Below are 25,751 nucleotides of genomic sequence, written 5' to 3'. Positions count from 1 at the left end.
CTTAACAATAAATAGAATCCAACCATGACCGAATTAAACACTCCCATCGTTACCGATATTGACCGCCCTATTCTCGTTCCGCCCGGCGGCCATAAAAAAGTCCTGCTGCATTCCTGCTGCGCCCCATGTTCCGGCGAAGTGATGGAAGCCATGCTTGCCAGCGGTATCGACTACACCATTTATTTTTACAACCCCAATATCCATCCGCACAAAGAATATATGTTGCGCAAAGAAGAAAACATGCGCTTTGCGGACAAATTCGGCATCCCCTTTGTCGATAAAGACGACGACTACGAAAACGACCGTAAAGAATGGTTCGCCAAAGCCAAAGGCATGGAATTTGAACCTGAACGCGGTATCCGCTGCACCATGTGTTTCGACATGCGTTTTGAAAAAGCAGCGCAATACGCCCATGAAAACGGCTTTCATGTTTTCACCAGCTCACTGGGCATTTCACGCTGGAAAGACATGAAACAAATTAATGGCTGCGGCCATCGCGCCGCCGAGCCGTACGATGACTTGGTTTATTGGGATTTCAACTGGCGCAAAGGCGGCGGCAGCGCACGCATGATTGAAATCAGCAAACGCGAACATTTCTACCAACAAGAATACTGCGGATGCGCCTACTCCCTGCGCGACTCCAATGCCCACCGCAAATCGCAAGGCCGCATCCCCATCAAGCTGGGCGTGTTGTATTACGGTGATGAATCCACTCAATACGAGCCTCAAGCCGAAAACAAAATCATCGTTGAGAAATAAATATCAAAGGCCGTCTGAAATATTCAGACGGCCTTTATTCAAATCAGCCGATTAACGGCGTCGGAATTTGCCGTGATCAAAATCATCAAATGCCCGATAAGCGGCTTGGCATTGGATTTTTTGCTCGGCATAAGGCAAACCACGGAACGCTTTTGCCGCTTTACGGTTTTCCCTCAACTCGGCCTTGTTGCCCTTGTAGCGATACCAAGCGGCACGGCGCTCAAGGTATTGCTTGCAGGCAGGATGCAATTTGTTTTTCTTCGCTGGCTGGTGTTTGCTCACATGAGGGCCATGCGGCTTGGCCGCCACCTCGGCAGAATAAGCACCCAAACTCAATATGGCAATCGCCGCCAGTGCGGAACCTAAATTTTTCAGCATCAACATGATTCTTCTCCTAAATAGTTTTTCCATTATATGTTTCGCCTGAGCACTGGCAAAACGCCCATTTTTTATATGATAAAAAATGTGGTTAATTACTACATCATACTACTTGCTTTGCAAAATTTAACACACCTTCCATTTAGACGAAATCTAAATATAAATCTCTTTATTTCATAAGCCTCTAGAAAATTTTTGAACAAATGTGATGCAAACACAAAATAATGCCTGACCGCCACAAACCCACATAAAACCTAGCCTGAGCCATTCCCCTCTTTAATCAACCCCCGAAAAAAGCGCATTGTCAAGTCTAGTTAAACAAAGAAAAATACATTATATTGTGCCGTTCAAAGCAATCAAATACCGTATCTTGTGTTTTTTAATGGGAAGACTGAATAATGAATGCAGCAACGAATATTAAAGTAACCAAACGCGACGGACGCTTGGAAGATATCGATTTAGACAAAATCCACCGTGTTGTTACTTGGGCGGCGGAAGGCTTACAAAACGTCTCCGTATCGCAAGTCGAGCTCAAATCACATATTCAGTTTTACAACGGTATCCGTACCGACGACATCCATGAGACCATCATCAAGGCCGCAGCCGACCTGATCTCACAAGACACGCCCGATTATCAATATCTGGCCGCCCGCCTCGCCATTTTCCACCTGCGCAAAATTGCTTACGGCGAGTTCGAACCGCCTCACCTCTACGATCACGTTAAAAAACTGACCGAGGCAGGCAAATACGACCGCCACATCATCGAAGATTACAGCCGCGAAGAATTCGACGAGCTGAATGCCTATATCGACCACAGCCGCGACATGACCTTCTCTTATGCTGCCGTGAAACAGCTGGAAGGCAAATATCTGGTTCAAAACCGCGTTACTCGCCAAATTTATGAAACACCGCAGTTCTTATACATTTTGGTAGCGATGTGTCTCTTCAGCAAATACCCGAAAGAGACCCGTTTGGATTACGTCAAACGCTTTTACGACGCCGTTTCCACATTCAAAGTATCGCTGCCTACGCCTATCATGAGCGGCGTGCGTACGCCTACCCGTCAATTCTCAAGCTGCGTGTTGATTGAATGCGACGACAGCCTCGACTCCATCAACGCCACCACCAGCGCGATTGTGAAATACGTTTCCCAACGAGCAGGCATCGGCATCAACGCCGGCCGTATCCGTGGCTTGGGCAGTGAAATCCGCGGCGGCGAAGCGCAACACACCGGCTGTATCCCATTCTTCAAAATGTTCCAAGCGGCCGTTAAATCCTGCTCACAAGGCGGCGTACGCGGCGGAGCGGCAACCTTGTTCTACCCATTGTGGCACATCGAAGCCGAAAGCCTGTTGGTATTGAAAAACAACCGTGGCGTAGAAGACAACCGTATCCGCCAACTGGACTACGGTGTGCAAATCAACCGCCTGCTGTACACCCGCTTGATTAAAGGCGGCAACATTACCCTGTTCTCGCCGAATGAAGTTCCGGGTTTATATGATGCCTTCTTCGCCGACCAAGACGAATTCGAGCGTCTCTACACTCAATACGAGCAAGATCCAAACATCCGCAAACGCACTTTACCGGCAACAGAATTGTTCTCCACCCTGATGCAGGAGCGCGCCGGTACCGGTCGTATCTACATCCAAAACGTTGACCACTGCAACACGCACAGCCCGTTTGATCCGCGCGTTGCGCCTGTTCATCAGTCCAACTTGTGCATGGAAATCGCCCTGCCAACCAAACCGCTGGACAACATCAACGACGCAGAAGGCGAAATTGCCTTGTGTACCTTGTCTGCCTTCAACTTGGGCGCATTGAACAACTTGGACGAACTGGAAGAGCTTGCCGATTTGACCGTTCGCGCACTTGATGCCCTGCTGGATTATCAAGACTATCCGGTTGCAGCAGCACGCACCGCAACCATGAACCGCCGCACACTCGGCATCGGCGTCATCAACTACGCCTACTATCTGGCGAAAAACGGCGTACGTTACAGCGACGACTCCGCCCTCGGCCTGACCCACCGCACCTTTGAAGCCATGCAGTATTACCTGCTCAAAGCATCGGTAAACCTTGCCAAAGAATACGGCGCATGCCCGCTCTTCAACCAAACCGTTTACTCGCAAGGCAAACTGCCCATCGACACCTACAAAAAAGACTTGGACGCTGTGTGCAACGAGCCTTTGCACTACGACTGGGAAAGCCTGCGCGCCGACATCGTCAAATACGGTCTGCGCAACTCAACCCTGACCGCACTCATGCCGTCTGAAACCAGCTCGCAAATTGCCAACGCCACCAACGGCATCGAGCCCCCACGTGGCCTGGTCAGCGTTAAAGCATCAAAAGACGGTATTTTGAAACAAGTCGTACCGGAATTTGAAACCCTGAAAGATGCCTACGAAACCCTGTGGCAGCTTCCCGGCAACGAAGGCTACCTGAAACTCGTCGGCGTAATGCAAAAATTCGTCGATCAATCGATTTCCGCCAATACCGCCTACGACCCGAACAAATTTGAAGGCAGCAAAGTTTCCATGAAACAAATGCTGAAAGACCTTCTGACTGCCTATAAATACGGCGTCAAAACCCTGTACTACCACAACACCCGCGACGGCGCGGATGATACTCAAACCGATATTCAAGATGATGGTTGCGTGGGCGGGGCTTGTAAGATTTGATAAGGGGGATTTTCAAACGACTTTATAGCGTTTTAAAGGGCATCTGAAAAATATTAAGAAAGTAATACTAAAGGGAAAAATAATGTTTTATCATGTATTGGTAGAAACTAATGAAAAAGATAAAAATGGCAGAAATAGACAATATCATGAACTTGATATACAAGATAAAGCTAAGGTATTAGAAAAGTTTGTAATACCGTATCTAAAAGAACAGCCATTGAGAATAGATGGTTATATCATAAAAGATATTTGCCGATTTGTTGTAACACAATCTGACTTAGAGACTACATCAATTAAAAAAATCCTACAGGATAAATGGGATGATCGGCAACGAAACTCTAATGTAGTGGCTATATGGATATATTCAAAAGAAGAGGTATCAAGAGATGAGAGATATACAAAAAATATAACTGATGAACTTTTAGAGGAAGGCCAGAACTTATTAACAACTACTGTTCCAAAATATAAAAAAGAGATACATACTTATTCTAATGAAGTTTTTATCGTTCATGGTCGAGATACTCTTCTCCGCACGCAAGTAGAGAATGTACTAAGAGCATTAGGACTAGAACCAATTATTTTGCAAGAGCAAGCCAATATCGGAAAAACAATTATTGAAAAAATTGAAGAATGTACAGATGTAGGTTTTGGTATTGTTCTTTATACGCCATGCGATGAAGGTCGTCTGAAATTAGAAGATGGAGAGCTTAAACCCCGCGCAAGACAAAATGTAGTGCTTGAACATGGTTATTTGATGGCGAAATTGGGGAGAAAAAGAGTTTGCTGCTTAGTCAGTAAAAATGTTGAATTTCCATCAGATATTCAAGGTTTAGGTTATATACCAGCAAATGATTTTGACCAATGGAAATACAAAATTGCCAAAGAGTTAAAAGCAGCAGGATTCGATATTGATATGAATAGACTTTAAGATATAGTCCCAGATCTGTACTAATTTTTTCAGACGACCTTCAATTAAATCTAAAAGGTTGTCTGTAATCAAAAATGCTAAATTTAAATTAATCTGAGAAAACAGCCATGTCCTGCGAACACCTAACCATGTCATATAGCACCTTTTCCAAAACCAAAAACGACGCACTTAAAGAGCCGATGTTTTTTGGTCAGCCGGTAAATGTCGCCCGTTATGACCAGCAGAAATACGAAGTATTTGAGAAACTGATTGAAAAGCAACTGTCGTTTTTCTGGCGCCCGGAAGAAATCGACGTATCGCGCGACCGTATCGACTACGCCAATCTGCCCGAACACGAAAAACATATTTTCATCAGCAATCTGAAATACCAAACCCTGCTCGATTCGATCCAAGGCCGCAGCCCGAATGTTGCGTTCTTGCCTTTGGTGTCTATTCCCGAGCTGGAAACTTGGATTGAAACGTGGAGCTTCAGCGAAACCATCCACTCACGCAGCTACACTCATATCATCCGTAATATCGTGAATGATCCTTCAGTCGTGTTCGATGATATTGTGCAAAACAAATACATCATCGCCCGTGCTGAAGACATTGCCTGCTATTACGATGATTTGATTGAATACACTCAGTATTACAATCTGTTGGGCGAAGGTTCGCACAATATCGGTGGCAAACTTGTTACCGTGTCTTTGCGTGAGTTGAAGAAAAAGCTCTATCTCTGCCTGATGTGCGTCAACGTATTGGAAGCCATCCGCTTCTACGTTTCATTCGCCTGCTCTTTCGCCTTTGCCGAGCGCGAATTGATGGAAGGCAACGCCAAAATCATCAAGCTGATTGCCCGTGACGAAGCCCTGCACCTGACCAGTACCCAGCATATGCTCAACCTGATGCGTGCCGGTGCCGATGATTCTGAAATGGCTGAAATTGCCGATGAATTGCAGGACGAGTGCTTCAACCTCTTCAAAAAAGCAGCCGAGCAGGAAAAAGAATGGGCTGCCTATCTGTTTAAAGACGGCTCAATGATTGGCCTGAATAAAGAAATTCTGGCTCAATACGTTGAATACATTACCAATCTGCGTATGCAGGCGGTTGGCCTTCCTGCCGGATTTGAAGGTGCGACTCAAAATCCGATTCCTTGGATCAACGCATGGTTGTCTTCTGACAATGTACAGGTTGCGCCACAGGAAGTAGAAATTTCCTCTTACCTGATTGGTCAGATTGATTCGGAAGTCAATGCCGACGATTTAGGCGATTTCGAGCTGTAATCGAACATTCGGTTTTATGATCAAGGCCGTCTGAACGGTGTGGCAGAAATCTTTGATTTCGTCTTTACACCGTTTCAGACGGCCTTTCCAATCCAAACAAATCATATGGCACTCATCAGCACACACGACAAAACCTTCCAACTCCAACAAGGCGAAACCTTATTGGAGGGCTTGGAGCGCACCGGACACGAGGTTGAATACCAATGTCGCAGCGGCTATTGCGGTTCATGCCGGGTCAAAATCTTGGATGGGAAAGTCTCTTATGATAATTTTCCGCTCGCTTTTGTCGCGCCCGGAGAAATTTTGCCGTGCTGCTGTCGGGTTACCGAAGACATCAAGCTTGATTGTCGGGAGCGAATTAAAGAGCCGGATTTATTTGATGTCGATTTATTTGAAGACAAATAAAAAATGCCGTCTGAACATTGCGGTCGAAATCTTTGATTTCATTTCCACCATTCAGACGGCATTTTGTATGGTCAAGCTTATTTACGTTCGCCAATCGGCAAAACAGTACGGCCGAAAGATTCGTTGATGACCTCTGCCGCTGCCAAGTAGAACGCACCAAGTGCAGTTACCAAGCCTAAGAAACCGCCGATATGGACGATGCTATGATTTTCCATACCATCGCCAATACCCAGGGCAAAGAAAGTCAGTGTCAAGAAAAAGAAAATACCGCTCAATACTTTAGGCTTAGTCAAGGTGGCCACAAACATCATCAGCGAAAACATACCCCATGCGCAAAGATACCAGCCGATAAATGCCGGGGCTGTTTCACCTTTAAAAAAGATGGTAAACAAAGCCCATGTCCACCAGAAGGCGCCATAGCTGATAAAAGCGGTAAAGCCAAACGTATTGCCTTTCTTGAATTCAAACATACCGGCAATAACTTGGGCGATACCACCAAAGGCGAGAGCCATGCCCAAAACTAAGCCGACACCCTCTTGAGCAGTAAAAAAGCCGCCGTTAATCAGACTGAGCAACCAAGTTGTCAATGCAAAGCCACACAGGCCTACTGGACCTGGGTTCGCCAGGTTTTCTTTAGTAGTAGTCATTTTATTTCTCCTCTAGTTATTAGAAATAGGAAACCCATTGTTACAGGTTTTATTTAAAATTAAAAGAAATAAATTTAAAAAAATCAGGCCGTCTGAAAAATATTTTTCAGACGGCCTTGAATATTAATAATTAAACTATCCCAAAATTGCCAAGATTTTCCTCAATTCATTAGCATCAATTTGGCCGGGTGCCGACGTTTTTTGTGCCGCGCCAAAGGTAACAGCTGAGCCGAAAGTCGAGCCGGCCAAGCGGCTGACGGCTCCGGTTTTACCCATGGACATAGTAATAATCGGGCGGTCGATAATTTGTGAAACATCATATGTTGCCTGCAATAAAGTCAATACATCTTGCGGCGATTGCGGCATGACGGCAATTTTGCAGATATCCGCGCCCCACTCGGCCATTGTTTTCAGACGGCCTGTAATGTCTGCCAGAGGCGGTGTGGCTTGGAAATCGTGATTGCAAAGTAAGGCGGCAGTTTGATACTCATGCGCCAAAGCAATGGTTTGTTTTACGCCGCTTTCCTCGGCAAAAAGCTCGATATCGATAATATCGGCTTGTTTGGAACAGATAATTTTTTCCAATAATTCAAAATAATAGTCGTCAGCACAAGGCGTGTTGCCGCCCTCTTGCGCCCTTCTAAACGTAAACAGTAAAGGCTTGTCAGGAAAAGCCTGTCGGACAATGCCTAATTGTTCGGCAATAAAATCGGCATCAAGCGCTTTTTGAAAAAAATCCGCACGAAATTCAATAATGTCAAAAGCCGTATCTTTCAATACGCGCAAAGCCTGTTCCAATTCCTGCGTATTGGCGGCCACCAGCGGTACGGCAATTTTAGGCAGGCCTTTGCCGATCTCGATATTTTTGATGATGACAGGTTTCATATTGTTCCTTTTTGCTCTTCAAGCCAATCAGTGCAGATGCTCATAAATGGTTTCTGCCAAGGCTTTGCTGATGCCTTCCACTTTTTCCAAGTCCTCGCGGCTGGCCGCAATCACGCCGCGCAGACCGCCGAATCGGGTAAGCAATGCTTGACGGCGTTTGCTACCGATACCGGGGATTTCGCTGAGTGAGGAAGTAACGCGTGCTTTGTCGCGTTTTTTGCGGTGGCCTGTAATCGCAAAGCGGTGCGACTCATCGCGTACGGTTTGCAATAAATGCAAAGCCGGGCTGTTGGGCGGCAGGCGGAAGACTTCGCCGGTAAAAGGCAGTATGAGTTCTTCCATACCAGCTTTGCGCTCGGGGCCTTTGGCGATACCGACCAAAGGAATGTGCAGCCCGAGTTCTTCCCATACTGATACGGCTACGCCGATTTGCCCTTTGCCGCCGTCAATCAACACGACATCTGGCCATTTGACACTTTCGCCGTTGGCTTCGGCCTCCTGCATTTTGCCGTAACGGCGCGTCAACACTTCGCGCATGGCGGCGTAGTCGTCGCCGGGTTTGGCAGTCGTGATGTTGTAGCGGCGGTATTGTGAAGGCTGGATGTTTTGCTCATCGTACACAACACAGGACGCAATAGTGGCCTCGCCTTGTGTATGGCTGATATCGAAACATTCAAGGCGGTTGAGGCCGTCTGAATCCATGCCGAGGATTTTAGCCAGTTCATCAATACGGTGTTGCTGGCTGCTTTGTTGCAGGCGGCGTTGTACAATCGCCATTTGTGCGTTTTGTTCCGCCATTTTCAACCAGACTTTGCGTTCGCCTATGGTCTTGGTGACAAACTGCATTTGTTTGTCGTGTTCGCCTTCCAAAGCCTCTTTCAGCGCATCGGGAACGGGAAAGTTGCTGATGATGATGTCGGGTTTGCTTTTGCCCAGATAGTGTTGGGCGACGAAGGCTTCTGCGTAATCTTGTCCGTCTGGCTCGGGATCGTTTTTGGTGTCGGGGAAAAAGCTTTTGTCGCCTACATGCCGTCCGCCGCGGATGCTGACCCAGTGTACGCAAACCAGGCCGTCTGAAACCGCCAGCGCAAGCAAATCGATATCGTTGGGATTGTTCGGATTTTTGCTGTCGATAAACTGATTACTCTGCATGATGCCGAGTGCTTGAATTTGATCGCGGTAACGCGCGGCTTCTTCAAATTGCAGATTGGCAGCGGCGGTTTGCATTTTGTGTTGCAGGGTACGCGTCAATTCATCGGTTTTGCCATTGAGGAAAGTCGCGGCTTCGCGTACGCTGTCGCGGTAATCTTCTTCGCTGATGTGGCCGACACAAGGCGCGGTGCAGCGTTTGATTTGGTAAAGCAGGCAAGGACGATCGCGGTGCTCGAATACACTGTCTTCGCAGGTACGCAGCATAAAGACTTTTTGCAATACTTGAATGCTGTCACGCACGGCATTGCTGTTAGGATACGGGCCGAAATATTGATTTGGTTTCTTCAGCGTGCCGCGGTAATACGCCATTTGCGGATATTGATGGCCGCTGAGCATCAAATAAGGATAGCTTTTGTCATCGCGGAAAAGAATATTGTATTTCGGCGACAAGGCTTTGATGAAGTTGTTTTCGAGAATCAGCGCTTCGGCTTCGGAACGCGTGATGGTGGTTTCGATATGGTGAACCTGTTTTACCATCAATGCGATGCGCGGCGAATGGTCGTTTTTTTGGAAATAGCTGGAAACGCGCCGCTTGAGATTGACCGCTTTACCGACATATAAAACATTGTTGTCTTCGTCAAAAAAACGGTACACGCCCGGCAGATTGGGCAGATTTTTCAGAAAAAGAGGTAAATCGAACGGTTCGGTTGCGCTCACGGGATTTTCTTTTGGAATAAGCAGGCCGTCTGAAAACTTTTCAGACGGCCTTTTTCATTGACGTTTAAGATTCTTGAGACAGAGTATCTTCAGCTTCTACCACTTGGTTTTCAGCTGCATCGCTTTCTAAAGCGGCTTCATCTTCAGCCTCTTCGGCCACGCGCTCCAAGCTGACCAAGGTTTCGCCTTCATCCAGATTAATCAGGCGGACACCTGCAGCTGCACGGCCAGTCTCGCGGATTTGCTCAACTTTGGTACGAATCAGGACACCGCCGCTGGTAATCAGCATCAGGTCATCGGTTTCGCTAACCAAAGTGGCGGCAACCAAATCGCCGTTGCGCTCACCGGTATTGATGGCGATATTGCCTTGACCGCCTTTGTTTTTACGGCTGTAATCGGCAATCGGGGTGCGTTTGCCATAGCCGTTGGCAGTAGCGGTCAATACTTGCAAATCGCTTTGTTCGGCTTCAGGGGCGAAGGTAATCAGGCTGACAATCTTGCCATTGGCTGGCAGGCGCATACCGCGCAAACCGCCGCTGCCGCGACCGGACGGACGGACACCGTGTTTGCCGCTTGGTAATGCGTTTTCGGCATTTTCATCATCCAGGCCGTCTGAATCTTCGTTTTCGGTTTCGATATCTGCATCTTCTGCTTCATCGTTACCGGATTTTTCCCAATATTCGTTAAAGCGGATGGCTTTGCCCAAGTTGGAGAACAACATAATGTCGTCCGCACCGCCGGTTTGCGCTGCGCCGACCAAGTAATCGCCTTCTTTAAGCGCGATGGCTTTGATGCCTTGGCTGCGGACGTTTTTAAACGCAGACAACTGGACTTTTTTCACCATGCCTTGTGCAGTGGCGAAGAAAACGTATTGGTCTTCCGGGAACTCGCGCACGGCCAAGATGGCGCTGACTTTTTCGCCCTCTTCCAATTGGATAACGTTATTAATCGGACGTCCGCGGCTGTTGCGGCCGCCTTCCGGCAGTTTGTACACTTTAATCCAATGGCACTTGCCCAAATTGGTGAAGCACATCAAATAATCATGCGTGTTGGCAACAAACAGGGTTTCGATAAAGTCTTCGTCTTTGGTTGCCGCTGCCTGTTTGCCGCGGCCGCCGCGACGTTGCGCCTGATAATCGGTTGTCGGCTGGGTTTTGATGTAGCCGCCATGAGTCAGGGTAACGACCATTTCGCGTTGCGGAATCAGGTCTTCATCTGCAATATCGCCACCAAACGGATTGATTTCGCTGCGACGCTCATCGCCGAAGTTGGCTTTGATGTCTGCCAATTCTTCGCGGATGATTTGGGTAACGCGTTCAGGTTTGGAAAGAATATCCACGAAATCAATGATTTTGCTCATCAGGTTTTTATATTCGCCGACAATTTCTTCCTGATCAAGGCCGGTCAGGTTGCGCAGGCTCATGCGCAGGATGGCATCGGCTTGCAATTCGCTTAGATAATAGCCTTGGCTGTGCAGACCCAAATTCTCTGGCAAACCTTCAGGGCGCATCATGTGCAGGTCTAAATCCGTACGGCTGAGCATGTCTTCAACCAAGCTGCTGCGCCATGGGCGGGACAGCAGTTTTTCTTTGGCTTCCGGCGCATTGGCAGATTCCTTAATCAGGCGGATAATTTCGTCGATATTAGACAAGGCAACTGCTTTACCTTCGGCAATATGGCCTTCATGACGCGCTTTTTTCAGGCGGAACAAAGTACGACGGGTAACGACTTCGCGACGATGGCGCAGGAATTCGAACAGGATTTGTTTCAGGTTCAGCAAACGCGGCTGGCCGTCAACCAAGGCCACCATGTTGATACCGAAGCTGTCTTGCAACTGGGTTAGTTTGTAGAGTTGGTTCAAAACGACTTCGGCATTTTCATTGCGTTTCAATTCAATCACGACACGCATACCGGATTTGTCGGACTCGTCGCGCAGGTCGGATACGCCTTCCAGCGTTTTTTCGCGCACCAACTCGCCGATTTTCTCAACCAGCTTGGCTTTGTTTACTTGATATGGGATTTCATCGATAACGATGGCTTCGCGTTCGCCATTTTTACCGATAGGCTCGATATGGGTTTTACCGCGCATCACTACACGGCCACGGCCGGTTTTATAGCCTTCGCGAACGCCGCTCAAACCGTAAATAGTTGCGCCTGTTGGAAAATCGGGCGCTTGGATGATATTGATCAGCTCGTCGATTTCAGTTTCAGGCTCGTCCAACAAGCGCAGGCAGGCATTAATGGTATCGCCCAAATTGTGCGGCGGGATATTGGTTGCCATACCGACGGCAATACCGGACGAACCGTTTACCAACAGAGCCGGGAAACGGGTCGGCAATACCAGCGGCTCATGTTCGCTGCCGTCATAGTTGGGGCCGAAGTTGACGGTTTCTTCTTCAATATCCGCCAGCATTTCATGGGAAATTTTTTCCATGCGGATCTCGGTATAACGCATGGCTGCTGCGGCCAAGCCGTCGACAGAACCGAAGTTGCCCTGACCGTCAATCAGTACATAACGCATGGAGAAGTCTTGCGCCATGCGGACGATGGTGTCGTAAACGGCTATATCACCGTGGGGGTGATATTTACCGATAACGTCGCCGACGATACGCGCCGATTTTTTATAGGCGGAATTCCAGTTGTTTTTCAACTCGTGCATCGCGTACAACACGCGGCGGTGTACCGGCTTGAGACCGTCGCGGACATCCGGCAGGGCTCGTCCCACAATCACGCTCATGGCGTAATCGAGGTAGCTCTTGCGCATTTCGTCTTCAAGGCTGACAGGCAGGGTTTCAAGTGCAAATTTATGGTCGTTGCGGATGGTTGCGTCGGTCATGATTATCTGTAATTTCGTATGGCAAAAATCTTGTTGATTCTACCACAAAACAAGCGGTTTATGGCTTTTGCGTGAAGGCCGTCTGAAACAGGATTTCAGACGGCCTTCGTTATTTAATAAATTTAATTTAGTTGCAGCCAGAATCTTCGTTCGCAGCCTGCAAACTCAACTCTTTACGCTTTTTAGCCCTTTCATAACGGCAGCGTTGGCGCTGTGTATTGATTTCCAAAGGTGGTACAGGAACCGGCTTACCGTCTTCAACGGCAACCATGGTGAAGTAGCAGCTGTTGGTATGACGCACTTCGCCTGTGTGGATGTTTTGCGCCTCCACACGGATACCGACTTCCATAGAAGTACGGCCGGTATAGTTGATACTGGCGTAAAAGGTTACCAACTCACCGACATGAATAGGCTCTTTAAACAATACTTTATCAACAGACAGAGTAACGCAATAGGTACCGCTGTAACGGCAGGCGCAGGAATATGCTACTTGGTCGAGCAGGCGCAGAAGATCGCCGCCGTGAACATTTCCGCTGAAGTTTGCCGTATAAGGCATCATCAGTTCGGACATAATCAGTTCATGGGAAGGTAGTTGGCGTTCCGGTTTCATCGTTTATTCTCCTTTTGATATTTATTTTAAAATTGTCTGAAAACTTCAGACTGCACGTGTGCAAAATCATTCTACCGTTTTTAATCGTTGAATTTCAACCCATTGCCTTCCTGTTTACAGCCATTTTCTACGTGAGAAGAAAATCAGCAGTCCGATAATAATGCACAGCATCACACCCAAAACCATGAAATAGCCGTAATGCCAATGCAGCTCGGGCATATTGTCGAAGTTCATGCCGTAGATACCGGTGATGACGGTCAGCGGCATAAAGATGATGGTGATAACCGTCAACACGCGCATTTGCTGGTTCATGCGGTTGGATTGGAAGGAAAGATAAATGTCCATCATGCTCAACACCATATCACGCGAGGCATCAAGCGATTCGATAAGCTGCATATTGTGGTCGTACACATCGCGCAGATAGACGGTCGATTCGCCTTTGAAAATGGCAAAATCGCCGCGTACGGCCAGTTGGTAGAACACATCGCGCAATGGCAAAAGTGTGCGCCGCAGACGGACGGCATCGCGTTTGAGTCGGTGAATCTTACTGAGAATATCGCTGTTTTCATTTTTAAACAGCGACTTGTCTATTACTTCGACACGGTTGTTGTACGACTCCAAAACAATGAAATAGTCGTCCACAATACGGTCGAGCAGGCAATAAGCAAGAAACGCTGTATTTTTGTTCAAAATATTGTGCGGATTCTCGTGCATCTGCCGGCGAAGATGGCTGAATAAGCCCAGCGGTTTTTGTTGGAAAGACAACACAAAATCTTTGCCGATAATCACATACACTTGGTCAGAATGGAGTTTGCCCGTAGAGGTATAGTGGTAAACCTGTGCGGCAGTAAAAACATAGTTGCCGTAATCTTCAATTTTCGGACGCTGCTTACGACTGAGAATATCTTCAATAACCAGCTCATGAATGCCATAAGGCTCAAGCGCGTGCTTGAGCAAGGCAACATCATTGATACCGACAAAATGTAGCCAGTTGATTTGGCCTTCTTGCGGACGGACAATATCGGGCAAGTTTTTTCCGGCAAGATAATCATGCTGAGCAAAGGTATCGGCGGAATACAAGGTTTGATGGATAGCAGAACGCGGCGCATTGTCGGTATTGCTGCGCTTCATGGTTTGGTCTTGCAGATTGTCGGTTATTTCAACTGGATTGGCTGGTTTGCTCATAAAAATAAATCATGTTTTTTTAGTTAGAATGAATTGTACAGACAGAAAAGGCCGTCTGAAAACTAATTTTCAGACGGCCTGACAATATCGATCAACGCTTTATTAGGCTTGGGGCGCGGTTTTCTCCAACTCCAATGCAGCGGCAAGCAAGGACAGGCGCGCCATTACGCCGTAAACGTAGAGGCGGTTGTGTTCGTTGTCCACATCACAGTCTTTTTCAGAGCGTGGCATGCCGAGCGAGTCCCATTGTTCAAATACGCGCTTGCAGGCTTCGGGGGCTTCTTGGGAATTGTCGCCGCTGCCGGTGGGGATGCTGTTGGACAGCGGGACAAATACCATACCGCCGGCGTTGAGGTTTTCGTCCACGCCACGGCCTTCGTGTACACGGAAGAAACCGCCGATTACGAAACGGTCCATCATATACACAACGGGTTCGCACACGGCGCCATCCATGGTTTCGTAGGTATAAATACCTTCTTGGACAATGACTTCGCTGACTTCCAAACCTTCTTTGACTTTCGCCATTTTATTGCGGTTTTTACGGTTCAATCCGCGTACTTCATCTGCAGATTTAACGCTCATTACGCCCATGCCATAAGTACCTGCGTCGGCTTTCACAATAACGAAAGGCTGGTCGGTAATGCCCAACTCGTCGTATTTGGCTTGAATTTTCGCCAGCACACGTTCTACTGCTTCCGCTAACGCATCCTCACCTTCACGCTCTTGGAAGTCCAAACCACTGATTTTTTCAAAATAAGGATTGATTTGCCATTCGTCGATGTCAATCAACTTGGCAAAGTCGGCTGCAACTTGGTTGTACGCGCCGAAATGTTCGGTTTTACGGCGAGTCGTCCAGCCGCCGTGCAATGGAGGCAATACGGTTTGACTGATGTCTTTAAGGATTTCAGGAACACCCGCAGACAAGTCATTGTTCAACAAAACAACGCAAGGCGAGAAACCGTCTGCGAGATGTACACGCTCACGGGTACGCAATAAAGGCTCAAGCAAAATTTTGTCGCCCAACGCGGTTTCAAACTCGGTTGGCTCAGTCACTTCAGGATTCAAACTGCCCAAGCGCACTTCGTATCCTGCCGAACGCAAAATCTCGCTGAGTGCGTAAACGTTTTGCAGATAGAATGTGTTGCGTGTGTGGTTTTCAGGAATAATCAATACGGATTTTGCCGTTTCACAGGCACGCTGTACCGCATCTTGCGCGGCAACCGCCGCCAGCGGGATAAAGTTGGGATTCAAATTATTGAAGCCGCCCGGAAACAGGTTCATATCGATAGATGAAATTTTGTAACCGGCATTACGGATGTCAACCGAACCATAAAATGGTGGACGGTGTTCGTTCCAATGCGAACGGAACCATGCTTCGATTTTGGCATGATTGGCAAGGACTTTTTTCTCAAATTCCCGTAATTGAGTCAGATGCTCAGGAGCCATTACCGGTAATTTCATTCTTTATACCTCTTGGTAAGTGTGGATGTTGAGTGAGAATGATAGAACTTTTTAGTGCATTTCGACAAGTATTCTTTCAGATAAGATGCATCTTTTTGTCAACAATTCTACAATTTGTCTAATTTTTGACAAGTGTTTTTGAAACTTTGCAACAAATTTTAAAAATTGGACAAATTCCTATTGCGCAGCCCCTATAAAAAGCCTAAAATCCGCCCATAAACGCAAACCATCATTCATACCTACCAATAGCAAAGAATACTCATCATGAGCGCACAAACCCTTTACGATAAACTTTGGAACAGCCACGTCGTCCGCGAAGAAGAAGACGGCACTGTCCTGCTTTACATCGACCGACACCTGGTTCACGAAGTAACCAGCCCGCAAGCATTTGAAGGCTTGAAAATGGCCGGCCGCAAACTCTGGCGTATTGACAGCGTAGTCTCCACAGCCGACCACAACACCCCGACAGGCGACTGGGACAAAGGTATCCAAGATCCGATTTCCAAACTGCAAGTCGACACTTTGGACAAAAACATTAAAGAGTTTGGCGCACTCGCCTACTTCCCGTTCATGGATAAAGGTCAAGGCATTGTGCACGTTATGGGCCCGGAGCAAGGTGCTACCCTGCCCGGCATGACCGTTGTCTGCGGCGACTCGCACACTTCTACTCACGGCGCATTCGGCGCATTGGCGCACGGTATCGGCACTTCCGAAGTCGAGCACACCATGGCGACCCAATGTATTACCGCTAAAAAATCCAAATCCATGCTGATTTCCGTTGAAGGCCGTCTGAAACCCGGCGTTACCGCCAAAGACGTGGCGCTTTATATCATCGGCCAAATCGGTACGGCAGGCGGTACAGGCTACGCCATTGAATTTGGCGGCGAAGCCATCCGCAGCCTTTCCATGGAAGGCCGCATGACCTTGTGCAATATGGCGATTGAAGCCGGTGCGCGCTCAGGCATGGTTGCCGTCGACCAAACCACCATCGACTATGTAAAAGGCAAACCTTTCGCACCTAAAGGCGAAGCATGGGACAAAGCCGTCGAATACTGGCGCACGCTGGTGTCTGACGAAGGTGCCGTATTTGATAAAGAATACCACTTCAAAGCCGAAGACATCGAGCCTCAAGTAACTTGGGGCACCTCGCCTGAAATGGTTTTAGACATCAGCGGCAAAGTGCCTAATCCTGCCGAAGAAGCCGATCCGGTCAAACGCAGCGGCATGGAACGCGCCCTTGAATACATGGGCTTGGAAGCCGGTACGCCATTAAACGAAATCCCTGTCGATATCGTCTTTATCGGTTCTTGCACCAACAGCCGTATTGAAGACTTACGCGAAGCTGCCGCTATCGCCAAAGGCCGCAAAAAAGCGGACAATGTACAACGCGTATTGATTGTCCCTGGCTCCGGTTTGGTTAAAGAGCAGGCAGAAAAAGAAGGCTTGCACGAAGTATTTATCGAAGCCGGTTTTGAATGGCGCGAGCCGGGCTGCTCAATGTGCCTCGCCATGAATGCCGACCGCTTGACCCCGGGACAACGTTGCGCCTCCACTTCCAACCGTAACTTTGAAGGCCGTCAAGGCAACGGCGGACGCACCCACCTCGTCAGCCCTGCCATGGCAGCCGCAGCCGCGGTTACCGGCCACTTTACCGACATCCGCACTATGGCTTAAAGTATTTTCAGACGGCCTTTATTCATCAGGCCGTCTGAAACAATACCTTGCTCAAGCAAGTTTTCTTATTATATTGCGAAAAACGTCCGAAAACCTTCTTAATCATTGATAACTTGAAAGGAATCTAGTATGAAAAAACTGTTTGCATTGGCTGCCGCAGCCCTTATCCTGTCAGCTTGTTCCAGCACTTGGTCCGGCGCAAAAGACGATACCAACCGCAATTGGGACAAAACCAAAGAGACTGCCGAGCGCGTAGCCGATAAAACCGGAGAAGCCGTTAAAAAAGGCGGTAATGCAGTAGGCCGCGGCATGAGCCATGTTGGAGAAAAAATCGAAGCCGCTACCGAATAATTCGGTAAATCAGGCCGTCTGAAGCTCCTGACTCCGTTTCAGACGGCCTGATACATTATTAATTTTTCAGACATTTTCACGAATCCAAGCAAAGGAAGAAACAATGAGTAATCCGTCAAGCTGGTTTGGTATTCACGCTCATGATTTGGATCGCGCCAAAGCCTTTTACGAATCCGTATTCGGCAAGCCCCTACAAGACGTTGGCGGCAACGGATTCCGTTTCATCATTTTCCCAGCCGATTACACCCAACACGGTACGGCCGGCATGATTTGGCACGACAGCAATGCCCAGCCCGGCCACGGCGGTACAACCATTTTCTTTAATTGCCCGAATTGCGCCGAAACAGCAGAAAAAGCCGTTGAAGCAGGCGGCAAACTGTTACAAGAGAAATTCCGCATTGCCAACGGCTTTGCAGCATTTATCGAAGACACAGAAGGCAACCGAATCGGTTTGCACAGCACACGCTAACCCGAATAGCCATAAAATAATTTCCCATTATTACTATAAGAATCTGACATGAAAGCCTTTACCAAAATTACCGCCATCGTTGCCCCGCTCGACCGCAGCAACGTCGACACCGATGCCATTATCCCCAAACAATTTCTGAAATCCATCAAACGCAGCGGCTTCGGCCCCAATGCCTTTGATGAATGGCGTTACCTCGACCACGGCGAACCAGGCATGGACAACAGCAAACGCCCGTTGAATCCGGATTTCTCCCTGAACCAGCCACGCTATCAAGGCGCACAAATCCTGTTGACGCGTAAAAACTTCGGTTGCGGCTCTTCACGCGAGCACGCCCCTTGGGCATTGGACGACTACGGCTTCCGCGCCGTCATCGCCCCCAGCTTCGCTGACATCTTCTTCAACAACTGCTACAAAAACGGCCTTTTACCTATCGTTTTGACAGAAGAACAGGTTGACCAGCTTTTCAAAGAAGTTGAAGCTAATGAAGGCTATCAGCTCTCCATCGACCTTGCCGAGCAAACCCTGACCACACCAAGCGGCGAAACATTCACATTCGACATTACCGAACACCGCAAACACTGCCTCTTAAACGGCTTGGACGAAATCGGCCTGACCCTGCAACACGCTGACGAAATTCACGCCTTTGAAGAAAAACGCCGCCAAAGCCAGCCTTGGCTGTTTAACGGTTGATATACAAAAGGCCGTCTGAAAAATTTAAGTGTTTCAGACGGCCTTTACTGAATGTATTGGGATAGACCATGAGATCATTCGACGAATTAATCCAAACCCAAGACCCTGCGTGGCCATTGATTCAAGAGTGGCTTACAGAAGCGGTAAACAGCGTTGAAGTTCTGCCACGTACGCTTGAAAAGGCAAAGGAAGAACTTGTCAAAACCCAAGTAACGATACGTTCGTTTATGGGTGCTGTCGTTTATGAAACCGGCGGTATCCTTATCGATGACGGTTGGTTACGGATACTTGGTTCTGGCAGCGCGAAGCTACCTCGTGGCTTGGGAAGTTGGAATCTAAGCCGTACACAATCCGAGCCAGCAGGCCCTGCTCCCTATTATCTGTTTGCCGATGATGTTGCTGGAGGCTATTTTGCGATTAATGGCGGAGGATTGAATGGCAAAGTAGGTAATGTTTTCTACCTACCACCGGATACACTGGAATGGGAAGATTGCGGTAAAGGTTATGGCGACTTCTTAAATTGGGCATTGACCGGCGATTTACAGTTGTTTTACGAAAACCTGCGTTGGGAAAATTGGCGCGAAGAAATCCATGATTTGAATGGCGACAGCGTTTACACGTTCTTTCCGTTTTTATGGACTGAAGAAGGCAGCGATATAAACCAAGTCAGCCTCAAGCGTATTCCTATTGCTGAACATTATGCTTCCACTTTGAATCTGCAAAACACAACTCCATAAAAAGCCCTTTCAGACGGCCTTGTTGTCATAATCTCAATAAAGCGTCCTTAAAACGTATTCTTCACATCCTGAAGTTTAATTTCTACCTAACCACACCATGATTACCGACACCATAAGCAATGCCACCCGCTACGCTGCCTTGCATCCCGACTTTGCCGAAGCCTTCCATCTGTTGCAGACCTTGGATTTTGCCAAGCTGCCAGACGGCCAAGTGCCATGCGAGAATCCCAATATCCGTATTTTTATCGGCAGTGAGCCGATGAGGACTAAAGGCGAAGTTCAGCCTGAAGCGCACTTAAAACATATTGATATTCAAACGCCGATTGATGGTAACGAAATATATGGCTGGATAGACAGAGGCCGTCTGAAAAACGGTTTAGGCTACAACGAAAAGCGCGATATCGAGTTTTTCGACTGCGAGCCGGAAACTTGGCTGACCTTGGAGCCCGGCGAATTTGCGCTATTTTTCCCGAATGATGCGCATGCTCCATTGGTCGGCGACAGACCGAACATACGCAAAGTTGTTTTTAAAATCCGTATTGAAACCGAACGTCTATAATATTTCAGACGGCCTTATCCCCTTATTCAGGACACAATATGTCTTTTTTCAGCAGGTTGTTCCGCTCCAAACCTAAATTAATGACTTGGCAGGAATTTGTCGAATACTTTGCCCGTCGCATCCAAGAAGAATTGGATCTTGAGGCGAAAATCGACTGGGGCGAAAATATTGCTTCTTCGCCCATCATTGTCCAGTTTTCCAAAGACGATGAAGCATCGTTCAGTACATATTTGAGCAACCATTACACAAGTTATCTGCAAAATCCCGAGGCCTTGGAGGCTATTGTTGCAGCCAATTTAGCGGTTATCTATAAGATTCAAGACACTGATGCCAGTGTTTCGGCACAACAAATTCTTCCGACGATTAAAAATACGATTTATCTGGAAAACGCTAGACTGATTACAAATACGGACCAAGCCGAACCTGCCGATTACCTGGCATACAAACCGATTGCCGGCGATATCATGTTGCTTTATATGGTGGATACGGAAGAATCCATGCATACGCTCAATCGTGAACATATGAAAGAGGCCGGTATTGAAGATGAGGACGCCTTGTATCGTACCGCCATGGATAATCTGCGCCAACGGATGAATGGACGTGTCCAAATTCATCATGCCGAAGGTTGGTCATTGACCCAAATCCATTTGGACAACGACTATGATGCTTCCTTGATTTTGCTTTTGGACGAAGTACTTAAAGATGATCCTATGCTGCCGGCCAACCCTGTTTTTGCAGTCCCGGCACGCAACGCCCTGCTCTTTTGCAGCCCGTCCGATGAAGAGGCTTTGCAGGCAATGGCAAATATCGCCCTGCAGGCATTTGAAGACTCTGCCTACGCGATTTCTACCCAGCTTTACCAGTACCATAATGGTACAATCAGCGTTTTCAGAGCAAATTGATTTAAGGCCGTCTGAAAAACAGACGACCTGCCCTTTACCTAAAACCTTCCCATAAGGAAACCCGAAATGACCAAACATATCGCTATCTTGCGCGGCGACGGCATCGGCCCTGAAATCGTTGCAGAAACCGTCCGTGTACTCGACAAACTTATCGAACAAGGTTTGGATGTCAGCTACGAATACGCGCCTTTGGGCGGCGAAGCCTATGACGAATACGGCCATCCTTATCCAGAATTCACGCAAAACCTTTGCCGCAAAGCCGATGCGGTCCTGCTTGGTGCAGTCGGTTCTCCTCAATACGACAATCTCGACCGTCCGCTGCGCCCTGAGCGTGGCTTGTTGGCCATCCGCAAAGACTTGAATTTGTTTGCCAACCTGCGCCCTGCCATTTTGTATAAAGAGCTGGCCAATGCTTCCACTCTGAAACCGGAAATCGTCGCCGGCCTCGACATCCTCATCGTACGCGAACTTACCGGCGATATTTACTTTGGCGAACCGCGCGGCATCCGTGTGTTAGAAAACGGCGAACGCGAAGGCTACAACACCATGAAATACAGCGAAAGCGAAATCCGCCGTATTGCCCACGTTGCCTTCCAATCCGCCCAAAAACGCAGCAAAAAAGTCTGCTCCGTAGGCAAAGCCAACGTTTTGGAAACCACCGAACTGTGGCGCGAAATCTTTGAAGAAGTTGGCAAACAATACCCTGACGTCGAGCTTTCCCATATGTACGTCGACAATGCCGCCATGCAGTTGGTACGCGCGCCCAAACAATTTGACGTGATTGCCACCGGTAACATCTTCGGCGACATCCTCTCTGACGAAGCCTCCATGCTGACCGGCTCCATCGGTATGTTGCCTTCTGCTTCTTTGGACGAAAACGGCAAAGGCCTGTACGAACCGTCTCACGGCTCCGCTCCTGACATTGCCGGTCAAAATAAAGCCAATCCGCTGGCGACCGTATTGTCTCTTGCCATGTTGTTGCGTTACAGCCTGAACGACGAAGCACGCGCTCAACAAGTTGAAAACGCTGTACAAAAAGTACTGCAACAAGGCTTGCGTACCGGCGACATTTATGAAGAAGGTACCAAACTGGTTTCCTGCTCCGAAATGGGCGATGCCGTATTGGCTGCTTTGTAAGAGGCCGTCTGAAAAAAGCATCGGACCAATCCCACGCTTTTTTTATATGCGAAAACTTGAAACCATAAAAAAGGGCGTGTCTTCACACGCCCTTATGTCTTTTCAGACGGCCTTAAGATTGAAGCAATCAACCTCTTTTGTGTTTGCCGCCAAAGCTGTCGTTAGACTTGCGCTTGCCTTTAAAGCCTTCGCCGCCTTTTTTGAAACCGTCAGACTTCTTGAAACTGTCTTTCTTAAAGCCATCTTTCTTGAAACCGTCTTTTTTATGGCCTTCGCCGCGTGATTTGCCGCTAAAGCCTTCTTTAGCCGGTTTCTTATCGCCGCGCCAGCCGCCGGATTTACGATCGCCCCAGCCTCCTTTGCCTTTCGGTTTGCCGCCGGCAGATTTGCGTTTGCGTGTCGGCTCCATGCCTTCGATGGTCAGCTCAGGCAATTTACGGCCGATGTATTTTTCAATTTTGTGTACTTTGACGTATTCGTTCACTTCGGCAAAAGTAATCGCAATACCGGTACGGCCTGCACGGCCGGTACGGCCGATGCGGTGAACGTAATCTTCAGCCTGTTTGGGCAAGTCGTAGTTGATAACGTGGGTAATGGTTGGTACGTCGATACCGCGTGCGGCAACGTCGGTGGCAACCAAAATTTTGCAGCGGCCTTTGCGCAAGTCCATCAGCGTGCGGTTACGCCAGCCTTGCGGCATATCGCCGTGCAGGCAGTTGGCGGCAAAACCTTTTTCGTACAATTCATCCGCGATGACTTCGGTCATGGCTTTGGTGGACGTGAAAATCACGCATTGATCGATATTGGCATCGCGCAAGATATGGTCGAGCAGGCGGTTTTTATGGCGCATATCGTCGCAGTACAGCAGCTGCTCTTCGATTTTGCCTTGGTCGTCCACGCGCTCGACTTCGACGACTTCAGGGTCTTTGGTTAGTTTGCGCGCCAGTTTGCCCACTGCTCCGTCCCAAGTGGCAGAGAACAACAAAGTCTGACGGTCAGTCGGCGTTGCTTCTACGATGGTTTCGATGTCGTCGATAAAACCCATGTCCAACATACGGTCGGCTTCGTCCAAAATCAGAACTTCCAAACGTTCAAAATCAACCTTGCCGCTTTGCATCAAGTCCATCAGACGGCCCGGAGTGGCGACAATCAGGTCAACCGGTTTGCTCAGGGCGCGGGTTTGGTAGCCGAAAGATGCGCCGCCGACAATGCTGACAGTACGGAACCAACGCATATTTTTAGCATACGCCAGCGCGTTTTTTTCCACTTGCGCCGCCAGTTCGCGGGTCGGGGTCAACACCAAAGCGCGCGGGCCTTTGCCCGGTTTTTCGCTGCGCTTGGTCAGTTTTTGCAAAGTCGGCAGCAGGAAGGCTGCGGTTTTGCCTGAACCGGTTTGTGCCGAAGCCATAATATCGCGACCGTCCAAAGCAAACGGAATCGCTTGCGCCTGAATCGGGGTCGGGCTTTCATAACCCTCGCTGCGTACGGCAGACAAAATGTTTTTATCAAGGTTCAAATCGGCAAATTTAATAGACATATCTATCCTAAGAGACAACAACGCGCACGCCTGAACAATTTCAGACGACCTGAAGCAAAGGAAAGTAACGATACGGGGAATGTGAAGTTACAGGGTTGTCGCAAGCATCTTGCTTGTGGTTAACATCGACGACAACCTGCACAGAAAAGGCTTTGCAAATATGCAAGCAATAAAAGAAACACGCCCGAAACGGCGGTTTAGGTTGGATGACGATGGCTTCGTATCAAAAGGCGAACGGCGGATAATAAAGGAGAAAACCGCCCAGGTCAAGCAAAACAGGCTGCGAGTGCAAAATCAAGCTATAATGCCGTTTTATTGAATCAGCACGGATGAATCCGACATGAAGTTTTTCAAAACCGCCTTATTACCTGCACTTGCTGCCGCCCTGTTGCTTGGCGCGTGCAGTGGCTCGGAGAGTTATCGCGGCGAATGGAAGGCCGTTGCATCCGACGGCAGCAAAGCCGAAATCACTTTTGCCGAAAAAAGCTTTACCGTCAAAGACGAAAAAGGCAAAGAAGCCGTTTACGAATACACTCAAAACCAATACAAATTAGAAAGCGGCAGAACCAGCTACGGCATCGACATCAAAAACGCCTCGGAAGCACGAATCGTGTTCCCGTTTAAAGGCAAGGCCGACCGTGCCACCATGGTTGCGCCTGACGATACAATTCTCTATATGCTTGACCGCCACGCCTACGTCCCTGCTGATCAATTCTGGAAACTTCCCCAATAAGGCCGTCTGAAACCATGACCGACATTACCCCCTTTGCCAACCGCTTGGGCAAAAACATCAAACATCTTATGAAATGGGCCAAACGCAACAATATCGAAGCCTGGCGCATTTACGACCGCGATATTCCCCAATTTCCCTTTGCCGTCGATGTTTACGGCGACCAAATCCATCTTCAGGAATACGATACCGGCTGGCTGATGCAGCCCGAAGAATACGAAGCATGGCTTGCCGATGTATTGGAAGCTATTGGTTTTGTGACCGGCTTTGCGCCCGAACAAATCCACCTCAAACGCCGCGAACGCCAAAAAGGTTTACAGCAATACGAGAAAACCGGCAAAACCGGCGACGATTTCGTCATCACTGAAAACGGCCGCAAGTTTTGGGTCAACCTCGACAAATACCTCGATACCGGCCTTTTCCTCGATCACCGCAACACGCGCAAAAAAGTCGGCGACACCGCAGCGGGCAAACGCTTCCTCAACCTGTTTTCCTACACAGGCAGCTTCACCGTCTATGCCGCAACCGGCGGCGCGTTATCCAGCGAAACTGTTGATTTGTCCAACACTTATCTCGAATGGGCAAAACGCAATTTCGAACTCAACGGCATCAACCCCGAACAACACAAAATCGTCCGTGCCGATGTGTTCCAATACCTGCAAAACGCCGTAGACGAAGGCAAAAAGTTCGACCTGATCGTCATGGATCCACCCAGCTTTTCCAACAGCAAAAAGATGCTCGACATCCTCGACATCCAGCGCGACCATAAAAAGCTGATTGATGGTGCAATGAGCCTGCTCGCTTCAGACGGCATTCTGTATTTCTCCAACAACCTGCGCAGCTTTGTGTTGGACGATTCGGTCGCGGAACAATACGCTGTCAAAGACATTTCCAAACAGTCCGTTCCCGACGATTTCCGCAACAAAAAAATCCATCAATGTTGGGAAATCAAGCATAAATAAGCATCAGGCCGTCTGAAAGCCAGTTTTCAGACGGCCTGATTGCCATATTGAATCTCTGAATCAATAGGTGCATAATTCAAGAAATTGTTGACAATATCAA

General features: G+C 48.3%; 25 protein-coding genes. 16 read left to right on the top strand and 9 right to left on the bottom strand.

The genetic code is table 11. From position 1 onward, the window contains the following. The first annotated feature begins 24 nt into the window (after positions 1–24). Positions 25–759, top strand: coding sequence for an epoxyqueuosine reductase QueH (locus ACTHR7_RS02685; protein WP_004464372.1), 735 nt, complete (start codon positions 25–27; stop codon positions 757–759). Between the two features lie 51 nt (positions 760–810). Here ACTHR7_RS02685 and ACTHR7_RS02680 read toward each other — a convergent pair whose 3' ends face one another. After that, positions 811–1,143, bottom strand: coding sequence for a hypothetical protein (locus tag ACTHR7_RS02680; RefSeq protein ID WP_049349442.1), 333 nt, complete (start codon positions 1,141–1,143; stop codon positions 811–813). Positions 1,144–1,535: 392 nt separating this feature from the next. Here ACTHR7_RS02680 and nrdA point away from each other — a divergent pair, with 392 nt between their 5' ends. The 4 genes from nrdA (at position 1,536) to yfaE (ending at position 6,410) form a co-directional block, all read left to right on the top strand. After that, positions 1,536–3,815 carry a class 1a ribonucleoside-diphosphate reductase subunit alpha gene (gene nrdA, locus ACTHR7_RS02675; protein WP_440370275.1) on the top strand — a complete coding sequence of 760 codons (2,280 nt, stop codon included), beginning with the start codon at positions 1,536–1,538 and terminating at the stop codon, positions 3,813–3,815. A gap of 82 nt (positions 3,816–3,897) precedes the next feature. Beyond that, positions 3,898–4,743 carry a TIR domain-containing protein gene (locus ACTHR7_RS02670; protein WP_107867327.1) on the top strand — a complete coding sequence of 282 codons (846 nt, stop codon included), beginning with the start codon at positions 3,898–3,900 and terminating at the stop codon, positions 4,741–4,743. 128 nt (positions 4,744–4,871) lie between these two features. Beyond that, complete coding sequence (nrdB, locus tag ACTHR7_RS02665) at positions 4,872–6,005, top strand: class Ia ribonucleoside-diphosphate reductase subunit beta (protein ID WP_107867326.1); 1,134 nt, start codon at positions 4,872–4,874, stop codon at positions 6,003–6,005. A gap of 105 nt (positions 6,006–6,110) precedes the next feature. Beyond that, entirely contained in the window at positions 6,111–6,410 is a 300-nt protein-coding gene (gene yfaE / locus ACTHR7_RS02660; protein WP_003686421.1) for a class I ribonucleotide reductase maintenance protein YfaE, read from the top strand. Positions 6,411–6,487: 77 nt separating this feature from the next. Here yfaE and ACTHR7_RS02655 read toward each other — a convergent pair whose 3' ends face one another. From ACTHR7_RS02655 to gshA, 7 genes are all read right to left on the bottom strand, one after another. Beyond that, a complete protein-coding gene (locus ACTHR7_RS02655) occupies positions 6,488–7,057 on the bottom strand; it encodes an acetate uptake transporter (RefSeq protein WP_440370274.1) in 570 nt (189 codons plus the stop codon). Between the two features lie 135 nt (positions 7,058–7,192). Next, positions 7,193–7,942, bottom strand: a complete 750-nt coding sequence (gene aroD, locus ACTHR7_RS02650; RefSeq protein ID WP_440370273.1) for a type I 3-dehydroquinate dehydratase — start codon at positions 7,940–7,942, stop codon at positions 7,193–7,195. A gap of 27 nt (positions 7,943–7,969) precedes the next feature. Continuing rightward, the gene (gene uvrC, locus ACTHR7_RS02645; protein ID WP_440370272.1) at positions 7,970–9,811 is read right to left on the bottom strand and encodes an excinuclease ABC subunit UvrC; all 1,842 of its coding nucleotides are present in this window, start codon (positions 9,809–9,811) and stop codon (positions 7,970–7,972) included. Between the two features lie 64 nt (positions 9,812–9,875). After that, positions 9,876–12,647, bottom strand: coding sequence for a DNA gyrase subunit A (gene gyrA / locus ACTHR7_RS02640; protein WP_440370271.1), 2,772 nt, complete (start codon positions 12,645–12,647; stop codon positions 9,876–9,878). 127 nt (positions 12,648–12,774) lie between these two features. Further along, on the bottom strand, positions 12,775–13,257 hold the full coding sequence (locus ACTHR7_RS02635; RefSeq protein WP_003686444.1) for an acyl-CoA thioesterase: 483 nt from the start codon (positions 13,255–13,257) through the stop codon (positions 12,775–12,777). Between the two features lie 114 nt (positions 13,258–13,371). Next, entirely contained in the window at positions 13,372–14,442 is a 1,071-nt protein-coding gene (gene corA / locus ACTHR7_RS02630; RefSeq protein ID WP_070644802.1) for a magnesium/cobalt transporter CorA, read from the bottom strand. A 102-nt stretch (positions 14,443–14,544) separates the two neighbouring features. Further along, entirely contained in the window at positions 14,545–15,903 is a 1,359-nt protein-coding gene (gene gshA / locus ACTHR7_RS02625) for a glutamate--cysteine ligase (protein ID WP_070644804.1), read from the bottom strand. Positions 15,904–16,167: 264 nt separating this feature from the next. On the opposite strand from gshA, the gene leuC reads away from it, so the two are divergent. The 8 genes from leuC (at position 16,168) to leuB (ending at position 22,422) form a co-directional block, all read left to right on the top strand. Beyond that, positions 16,168–17,577, top strand: a complete 1,410-nt coding sequence (leuC, locus tag ACTHR7_RS02620) for a 3-isopropylmalate dehydratase large subunit (protein WP_049343582.1) — start codon at positions 16,168–16,170, stop codon at positions 17,575–17,577. Positions 17,578–17,706: 129 nt separating this feature from the next. Further along, complete coding sequence (locus tag ACTHR7_RS02615) at positions 17,707–17,928, top strand: hypothetical protein (RefSeq protein ID WP_004520349.1); 222 nt, start codon at positions 17,707–17,709, stop codon at positions 17,926–17,928. A gap of 103 nt (positions 17,929–18,031) precedes the next feature. Further along, a complete protein-coding gene (locus ACTHR7_RS02610) occupies positions 18,032–18,397 on the top strand; it encodes a VOC family protein (RefSeq protein WP_049335221.1) in 366 nt (121 codons plus the stop codon). Between the two features lie 48 nt (positions 18,398–18,445). Then, positions 18,446–19,087: a 3-isopropylmalate dehydratase small subunit gene (leuD, locus tag ACTHR7_RS02605; RefSeq protein WP_003677355.1), complete on the top strand. Its 642-nt coding sequence runs from the start codon at positions 18,446–18,448 to the stop codon at positions 19,085–19,087. 68 nt (positions 19,088–19,155) lie between these two features. Further along, on the top strand, positions 19,156–19,824 hold the full coding sequence (locus ACTHR7_RS02600) for a DUF2625 domain-containing protein (RefSeq protein ID WP_114926218.1): 669 nt from the start codon (positions 19,156–19,158) through the stop codon (positions 19,822–19,824). A gap of 97 nt (positions 19,825–19,921) precedes the next feature. Continuing rightward, positions 19,922–20,383 carry a YhcH/YjgK/YiaL family protein gene (locus tag ACTHR7_RS02595; RefSeq protein ID WP_107697346.1) on the top strand — a complete coding sequence of 154 codons (462 nt, stop codon included), beginning with the start codon at positions 19,922–19,924 and terminating at the stop codon, positions 20,381–20,383. 38 nt (positions 20,384–20,421) lie between these two features. Continuing rightward, positions 20,422–21,285 carry a DUF1444 family protein gene (locus tag ACTHR7_RS02590; RefSeq protein WP_440370270.1) on the top strand — a complete coding sequence of 288 codons (864 nt, stop codon included), beginning with the start codon at positions 20,422–20,424 and terminating at the stop codon, positions 21,283–21,285. A gap of 66 nt (positions 21,286–21,351) precedes the next feature. Then, entirely contained in the window at positions 21,352–22,422 is a 1,071-nt protein-coding gene (gene leuB, locus ACTHR7_RS02585) for a 3-isopropylmalate dehydrogenase (protein ID WP_440370269.1), read from the top strand. Positions 22,423–22,549: 127 nt separating this feature from the next. Here leuB and ACTHR7_RS02580 read toward each other — a convergent pair whose 3' ends face one another. Next, positions 22,550–23,959 (bottom strand): DEAD/DEAH box helicase, encoded by a 1,410-nt coding sequence (locus ACTHR7_RS02580; protein WP_440370268.1) that lies wholly within the window; start codon positions 23,957–23,959, stop codon positions 22,550–22,552. A gap of 115 nt (positions 23,960–24,074) precedes the next feature. Between ACTHR7_RS02580 and ACTHR7_RS02575 the strand changes: the two genes are divergently transcribed. The 3 genes from ACTHR7_RS02575 to ACTHR7_RS02565 are packed head-to-tail and all read left to right on the top strand — an operon-like array spanning position 24,075 to position 25,651. Next, a complete protein-coding gene (locus tag ACTHR7_RS02575; RefSeq protein ID WP_141747906.1) occupies positions 24,075–24,278 on the top strand; it encodes a hypothetical protein in 204 nt (67 codons plus the stop codon). Between the two features lie 21 nt (positions 24,279–24,299). Beyond that, positions 24,300–24,692 carry a hypothetical protein gene (locus ACTHR7_RS02570; RefSeq protein ID WP_049335231.1) on the top strand — a complete coding sequence of 131 codons (393 nt, stop codon included), beginning with the start codon at positions 24,300–24,302 and terminating at the stop codon, positions 24,690–24,692. A 14-nt stretch (positions 24,693–24,706) separates the two neighbouring features. Then, complete coding sequence (locus tag ACTHR7_RS02565; protein ID WP_440370267.1) at positions 24,707–25,651, top strand: class I SAM-dependent methyltransferase; 945 nt, start codon at positions 24,707–24,709, stop codon at positions 25,649–25,651. The last annotated feature ends 100 nt before the right edge of the window (positions 25,652–25,751 follow it).

Source organism: Neisseria sp. P0007.S010 (assembly GCF_051962875.1).
Taxonomy (GTDB): Bacteria; Pseudomonadota; Gammaproteobacteria; order Burkholderiales; family Neisseriaceae; genus Neisseria; species Neisseria subflava_A.
This window is presented reverse-complemented; position numbering and strand designations above follow the sequence as displayed.